Annotated in this window: 6 protein-coding genes; 1 reads left to right on the forward strand and 5 read right to left on the reverse strand. The window is 34.3% G+C overall.

The genetic code is table 11. The annotated features are described in order from the left end of the window. From ACK5ON_RS02325 to ACK5ON_RS02335, 3 genes are all read right to left on the reverse strand, one after another. A partial coding sequence (locus ACK5ON_RS02325; protein ID WP_409819497.1) for a PfkB family carbohydrate kinase occupies positions 1–413 on the reverse strand: 413 nt, incomplete at its 3' end. A 71-nt stretch (positions 414–484) separates the two neighbouring features. Continuing rightward, a complete protein-coding gene (locus ACK5ON_RS02330) occupies positions 485–4132 on the reverse strand; it encodes a M1 family aminopeptidase (protein ID WP_409819500.1) in 3648 nt (1215 codons plus the stop codon). Between the two features lies 1 nt (position 4133). Beyond that, positions 4134–5009 (reverse strand): ABC transporter ATP-binding protein, encoded by an 876-nt coding sequence (locus ACK5ON_RS02335; RefSeq protein ID WP_409819502.1) that lies wholly within the window; start codon positions 5007–5009, stop codon positions 4134–4136. A 234-nt stretch (positions 5010–5243) separates the two neighbouring features. On the opposite strand from ACK5ON_RS02335, the gene thiL reads away from it, so the two are divergent. After that, complete coding sequence (gene thiL, locus ACK5ON_RS02340; RefSeq protein WP_409819504.1) at positions 5244–6290, forward strand: thiamine-phosphate kinase; 1047 nt, start codon at positions 5244–5246, stop codon at positions 6288–6290. 161 nt (positions 6291–6451) lie between these two features. Here the strand turns inward: thiL and ACK5ON_RS02345 are convergent, their stop codons facing one another. Continuing rightward, positions 6452–7105 (reverse strand): response regulator, encoded by a 654-nt coding sequence (locus ACK5ON_RS02345; RefSeq protein ID WP_409819507.1) that lies wholly within the window; start codon positions 7103–7105, stop codon positions 6452–6454. An 8-nt stretch (positions 7106–7113) separates the two neighbouring features. After that, a partial coding sequence (locus ACK5ON_RS02350) for a sensor histidine kinase (protein WP_409819509.1) occupies positions 7114–7658 on the reverse strand: 545 nt, incomplete at its 5' end.

Below are 7658 nucleotides of genomic sequence, written 5' to 3' on the forward strand. Positions count from 1 at the left end.
CTGATGACTAAATAATTGGTGTCTAATTTTGATACGACTTCGATTATTTTATCTGTTTCATCAACGAATAATTTATTCCCTGGAAACCCAAATCGGTATTGGGATTGTGTTGAAGTATCAAAAGCGATGAAGTTTTCTCGTGTCCAATTTTTAGTTTTAATTACAATGCTTTCTAACTTTTCTTTCTCCATTAAATCCTCTAACATTGCTCCGCTAGAACCACCCGAAGTAAAAACGCAGGTTGATTTTCCACCTAATTTTGCAATGGCTTTGGAAACATTAATGCCACCACCGCCAGCGTCATATCTTGGTTTGCCACAACGTATTTTTTGCTCGGCAACTAGTTTAGCAAAATGAGTGCTCTTGTCTAATGATGGGTTGATGGTGAGCGTGATAATTGTATTTGAATTCATTTGGATTTTGTCTTAATATCATTTTGCATAAAGATAAAAAAAGGTGAAGCTAAAACTCCACCTTTTCTAATTTATAACTTCCGTCTGTTATCCTCACTTTGGGTGTCAATCAATTTATTGTAGGGATCAACGCCCACTTCGGTGGGTTTTTCGTTGACAATAATAGAAATGGAATTGTTGATTTTGTTGATTTTTACTTTCTTCAAATACAATTCTTTGTCTCTTTTTTTGCCTTTTATGGTTTGCTCATTAAAAACCCCAATTTCAACATAATCTTGAAGCGGATAGGATTCTGTAGCAAAGGTATCTCCTTTTTTAGTATAGGAAAGTGTTTTACCGCTTTTGTCTTTAAATAATCGTTTACCCGTATCATCGGCTTTGTATTTACTCACTTCAAATTCAATGTCAACTTGGTATTTTCCATTAGGCAATTTTTTAGAAGTGGCTTTGCTCACTCTATTGTCGTATAACGTGATGGTTTCAAACATATCGTTGATTACATATTGCAAACTATCGGGCGTTGCGGCTTTCAATTCGTTTACGAGTTCGATAGAAGTGGTATAAGGTGCTTCTTGATATGCCACTTTTTTAATATATGCTTTCAGTGCATCGTTCATTTTTTTCTCTCCAATAAAATCACTCAAGGCATATAAAACCAGCGAACCTTTGTTGTAATGAATGTATTGTTGGTTTTCATTGAACATCAACGGTTGTTCTTTTTTATTTTCAAAAGTTCTTCCCATTAAATATTCATCTAAAGCATCTTTCAAAAATTTACGCATTTGCGATTTTCCATACGTATGTTCCAAAACTTTAAGCGAACTATACTCCGAAAGACTTTCAGACAAAAGTGTTGCCCCTTGCACGTTAGCTCCAATCACTTGATGTGCCCACCATTGATGCGCTACTTCATGTGATGTTACCGAAAAAGGATAATCTACCGCATCTGGATTTTCATCATCCACATCGGCGATAAATCCGATGGCTTCAGAAAACGGGATGGTATTGGCAAACGATTGTGCAAATCCACCACCAGTTTTTGGAAATTCGATAATACGAACTTGTTTGTGCTGGTAGGGGCTAAAATTAGCTGTGTAATAATCTAAGGATTTTTTTACCGCAGCGATCATTCTGTCCACATTGAATTCATGTCCTTTGTGGTAATAAATTTCGATGTTTACATTCTTCCATTTATCTTTCTTTACTTCATATCTAGCCGAATTAAAGGCATAAAAATTCAGCATGGGTCTATCCATTTTATAATGAAAATAGTTTCTGCCGTCTTTTGTCCACTTTTTAGTCAAATAACCTGGCGCAATAGCGGTTTGATCTCCAGCTGTACTAACCGTAGTTTCAAATGTAATCCAATCGGAGTCATTACTGATGTATGTATTTCTTCTGGCGATACTGTCCATTGGAGAAGCCATTCGGTCTTTTGGTTTTAAACCATATTTTTTTCTAACATCGTCATCGGTTAATTCGCCTTGGTCTGAATAACCTATAGAAGGAAACATGTAATTGTTCAAGAACGTTCCGTTGTAAATCACAGGAGAATTATTATTAAAAAAATCATTTGGTTTATTTTTCACTGTAAAACTCATTTGAAAAGATTCTCCAGGGAGTAAAGGTTTTTCCAATCGATAGATATCAAAATTCATGATGGTATCTTTCGAAACTAATTTGGTTTTCACCTTAAATGTTACTTTAGTTTCTTCGCCATGGTTTATATAAATGGTATCAATGGTTTCCGATGTTTTATTTTTTAAAGTGTACGTTCCATTGGCTACAAAATTTCGCTCTTCAGGGAACAAATCCATATCGACTTTAACATCCGTAATTCGGGGCTGGGCTTTGTTTTCATACTTTTTATACTTCTTTTCCCATTGCGCCATTTCTTCCTCTTGTTCTTTGCTGGTTTTACTATCTTTTACAATATTATCTTGATAATAAATAGCGCCACCAATAGTAATAAAAGCCAAAAATGAGAGTGTTAAAGGAATTGCTATTTGCTTATTCAAACGTTTTTTTGCCTCTACAAAACGCGCTTTTGCCGATTGTCCCAAACCTCGAGTCCAAAACAATAACGTCATAGCGAAAAACACTACGCCCAATGCCAACCAATAAAATTTGTACAGATAGTAATATTTTAATCCGTGTCCGTAGCCATTCATATCGGAATAATCAAAACTAGGATCACTATTGAATTGGTAAATTTGTTGTTCTACACCAATGGCTGGTAAAAAGTTCAACCCGATGGAAAGTAGCAGTAACACAAAAAACCCTAGTAAATAATTCTTGAAAAGGGTTTGAATTAAAACAGCCAAAAGTGCCCAAATGATATAATTAATTAATACCACTCCATACAATTCGAACAAATAATGACCAATTTCAAAATTATAATATCCTCTGTAAATTTGGAACAAAATCCCCGAAATCATAATAACGGAAAGCAAGACAATTTGCATTTTTACAAGCGCTAAGAATTTTGAAGACAATAAAACCCAATTGGGTGTAGGTGTAATATCTATCAAATGATTCATGCGAGAAGTGGCACCACGATGAATTAATATTCCAGCAAAAAGGAAGGTCAATAAATTAATAAATAATCCGAAAGTTGCTCCAGGAATTTGCAACATTTGCCAAGTAACCGGATACGTTTCTGTTCCAAAAAATTGTCCCGCCGATAAGGAAGTGATTAGGATGAACAGCATTCCAACGATAACGATACTGATGAAAACCCAATTTTTAACAATGAATTTAAAATCAACGTTTGATAAACTCCAAGCTGTTTTTAGGTTTTGTTTTGTGGAAAAATCAAAACTAATTTGAGGAAGATTTATTTTCGTAATGCCACCAAAGTTATTTTTAGTGACACGTTCGTTGCTTTTGCTTTTTCCTAATGTTAAAGCGGTTTGGGTGAAGGAAAAATAGCGGTACATTAATGCTAAAATTAAAGTAGAAATTCCCAACCAAATAAGACGATTGTAAAGCACCACTCCCGTATATGGCAATAGGTTTTCATTCTTTTCGTATACTGTCCAGTATTTGGTATAATAATCTAAGGCATCCGAACCAAAAGGTTCAAAAAGAGCCACTAGGTATCGGTTGTCCGCATCTTGAGTAAAGCTACTAATGATACTTTGAACAAATAAAAGCAAAATAACCGTAATAAATCCAACCGAAATATTTCTGGTGATGGTAACCATTGAAAACACAATGACACCATAAAAAATTAGATTCGGAATAATAAAAATGAGGTAACTTTGAATGTAAGCTATAAAACGATGAGGTCCCAATAAATCAGGATTAACGCCAGGTAAAAAAGATGCTAAAAAAGCACCCAACCCTACAAATAAAGTGATTAAAACAACTACTAATAAAGAACTTAAAAACTTGCTCATTAAATAATCCCATTTGGTAAACGGATACGAAAATAAAATGGTGTGCATGTTGTATTTAAAATCCCTATACACCGAAGCACCAATGATAGATGGCAATAAGAAATAGATGAAGACTGATAATCCGTTCAACATTCCGTTTAAAGCAATGGGTGAGTTGGCCATAGCATTGGAAGAAGTGGTTGTTTTAAAACTATCAAATATACCTAAACTACTTCCCATTAACAATAACGATAGACCAAAAAAGATGGCTACATAGATATAAAAAGCGGGGTTTTTCAACCACCTTTTTAACTCGAAGGTAAAAATGGTTCCAAACATATTATTGATCGTTTTTTAATGCAACAAAATAAACATCTTCCAGTTGTGGTTCGGCGGCAGCAAAACTGTCATTTGGTTTTTCTGTACTAAAAACTCGAATGTTTAACGTATTATCTTGATTGTAATTGGAAGAAATAATATTAAATTCTTTTTCATTTTCTTCTAATGCTTCTCGAGTGATTACTTTGGTCCAAATTTGTCCTTTTAGCGCTTCGGTTGCTTCTTTTGGAGTGCTGTGGCTTAAAATTTTTCCGCCGTTTAAGATGGCCATTTGATGACACAGTTCTTTGACATCATCAACTATGTGTGTTGAAAAAATAACCGTGTGATTGGTTCCAATTTCTCTTAAAACATTCAAAAAACGATGTCTTTCTGCGGGGTCTAAACCTGCAGTTGGTTCGTCAACAATAATCAATTTTGGGTTGTTTAAAAGAAGTTGTGCAATACCAAAACGCTGTTTCATCCCACCCGAATATCCACTAACATTTTTCATTCGCACATCATACAAATTGGTCACTTCTAAAACTTGTTTCACGATAGCTTTCCTGTCTTTTTTGGATGAAATACCTTTTAATCTTGCAAAATAATCCAATAAATTTTCGGCAGACATGTTGGGATAAACCCCAAATTCTTGTGGCAAATAGCCCAGTACTTTTCTCAAATCCATTTGGTTTTCGAGAACATTGATGCCGTCAAATTCAATCGAACCTGAGTCGGGTTTTTGTAGTGTTGCAATCGTTCGCATTAAACTGGATTTTCCTGCGCCATTCGGGCCCAAGAGCCCAAACATTCCGGAACCAATTTCAAGATTTAAATTGTCTAATGCTTTTACGCCATTACTATACGTTTTGCTTAAATTGTTTATTTGAAGTTTCATAAAGTGAATTTTTGTTTTGTAGTTGGTTGATTTTTTGTTGAAATGTTACAGATTTTATCAAATATATTTAATTAACCACAAAGTACACAAAGCTTTTACACAAAGTTCTCAAAGGTGTTATGAAAAGTTTTATCAAATGAGAGACAAGAAATGAAATAGTGAACTTCGTGCTTTCTTTGCGAGCTTCGTGGTTAAAACATTTCATACCTTTGCTTTTTTGAAATTAAAAAAATCATGTTAGAAGACAAAACACCACAACGCACTTCACTTTCTCAATTGGGAGAATTTGGGCTTATAGAACATTTAACCAAAAACTTTGACGTAAAACAATCCTCAACGCTAAAAAGCATTGGCGATGATGCCGCGGTTTTGGATTTTAAGGACAAAAAAGCAATCGTTTCAACTGATTTGTTGATTGAAGGCGTGCATTTCGATTTGTCCTACATGCCGTTACGTCATTTGGGTTATAAAGCCGTGGTGGTGAATGTTTCGGATATTTGTGCGATGAATGCTAGAGCAACTCAAATTACCGTTTCAGTGGCGGTTTCCAATCGTTTTCCGCTGGAAGCTTTAGAGGAATTGTTTGACGGAATTGCCTTAGCGGCCAAATTTTATAATGTAGATGTTATTGGTGGCGATACCACTTCTTCTCAAAAAGGATTAATCATTTCGATAACCGCCATTGGCGAAGCAAATGAAGATGAAATTGTGTATAGAAATGGTGCAAAAGAGGGCGATTTATTAGTAGTGACTGGCGATTTGGGCTCGGCTTATATGGGATTGCAAGTGTTGGAACGGGAAAAGCAAGTGTTTCAGGTCAACCCAAACAATCAACCCGATTTGGATGCGTATTCCTATTTAATAGAGCGTCAGTTAAAACCAGAAGCACGTCATGACATTCGAATTTTATTAGAAAAGCTAGAAGTTAAACCAACCTCCATGATTGATATTTCGGATGGATTGTCTTCCGAGATTATTCATATTTGTAAACAAAGCAACGTGGGGTGTAATTTATATGAAGAAAAAATTCCGGTTGATCCGCAGTTTATCAATGTTTGTGAAGAATTCAATATCGATAGCACGACTATTGCCATCAATGGTGGCGAAGATTATGAATTGCTTTTTACCATTGGCTTAGATGATTTTGACAAAATAAAAGCCAATCCAAATTTCACGGTTATTGGACACATGGTTCAGGAAAGTGAGGGAACGCATTTAATTACAAGAGCGAATACTAAAATCCCTTTGAAAGCACGCGGTTGGGATGCCATGACTGAATAAGTAAAAAGCGATACCCAAAAGTATCGCTTTTCCTCCTAAGTTTCATAAATTAAGTAGTAGTACAAAGTGTCTCGCTACCATAATCTGCTAGATTACCCTAAAATCTTTTATTAAGTTAAGTGCAGCATTTTGATTGGTTGTTACGGTTTTCCGCATAATCCTTAAATAACCCCTTTATCTTTTGCCATGGTTATTAAATCATTATCATTTCCATTGATTACCTCGAGGACTTCTATTATATTTAATTTACGTTTTTCAATGGCATTAATGGAAAGTGGAATATATTGAGGTAAATCTTTTGTTTTTACGCCTTTTGATAAATGAAATAATATTTGTTTGTCAAAAACATCCAATTCGATGTTGTTATATTGGGCTTGTCCAACGAGTTTTATAACGGTTTGACTGTAATAACTTTCATTTTTAATGATTTTATCAAAAGCAAATAATAATTCATCAAATGTTAAATCGTTTTTGATAATTAATCCACCAGGATTAATGTTCTTGATGATATTATTTATTTTCAATAACTCGGTGTGCATGGTTAAAAGTATAATTTTACACTCAGGCATTTCAGTTTTAATTAGCATGGCCAAATCTTCTCCAGAGTAAATCCCTTTTTCGGCATATTCGGGCATGCTGATGTCAAAAAAAGCAATATCAAACGGCTCCGTAGCTTCAACAATGTGTTCATAACCAGCGATGCAATTGCCTGCTTGGGTTACATTAAATTTTTGTCCTTGCTGACTGTATTTATTAATGGCATTTTTATAAGCTTCAATAATAAATGGATGATCATCTACAATTAAAATGTTCATTAGGTCTTTCATGCTTGTGCTTCAATTATTTGTTTAGTTATTATTGGAATGGTTATTATTATTTGAGTACCGTTATCTTTTTCTGATTTAATGTCAATAGTTCCTTGACATTCGTGTGTTCTTGAAATCATGTTTTGCACGCCAATGCCTTTGCTTTTTTTGTTGACATCAAAACCTATTCCGTCGTCTTTTATTTTTAAATATATATTTTCTTCATCGGCTTTTATTTCTACAGTACTATTTTTTGCGTTGGCATATTTATTAATGTTTTGCAGTCCTTCTTGCAACATTCTATACATATTTATTTTAATGGAGTTATTTATTTTATCCCAATTAACATTATTATCGATGGAATAACTCAATTTAACTTCATAGGAAGCTTGCTGTTCTTCTAATAAATTGTGTACCAAGGAAACAAAGTTATTAATTAATTCTTGTTTTTCTCTGTTTAAATCATGTGAAATTTCACGAATGTCTTGTTCTATGGTTTTCAACTCGTTTAACAATTCCAACCTACGGTTGACAGTTTCTTCATCGTTTTTGTTATTCAAAC

The organism is Flavobacterium sp., assembly GCF_046317795.1.
Lineage (GTDB): Bacteria > Bacteroidota > Bacteroidia > Flavobacteriales > Flavobacteriaceae > Flavobacterium.

What these genes read in the sequence shown, in the direction of transcription:
- ACK5ON_RS02330 (WP_409819500.1), bottom strand. Translation starts at nt 4,132, where the DNA reads ATGTTTGGAACCATTTTTACCTTCGAGTTAAAAAGGTGGTTGAAAAAC.
- ACK5ON_RS02335 (WP_409819502.1), bottom strand. Translation starts at nt 5,009, where the DNA reads ATGAAACTTCAAATAAACAATTTAAGCAAAACGTATAGTAATGGCGTA.
- thiL (WP_409819504.1), top strand. Translation starts at nt 5,244, where the DNA reads ATGTTAGAAGACAAAACACCACAACGCACTTCACTTTCTCAATTGGGA.
- ACK5ON_RS02345 (WP_409819507.1), bottom strand. Translation starts at nt 7,105, where the DNA reads ATGAACATTTTAATTGTAGATGATCATCCATTTATTATTGAAGCTTAT.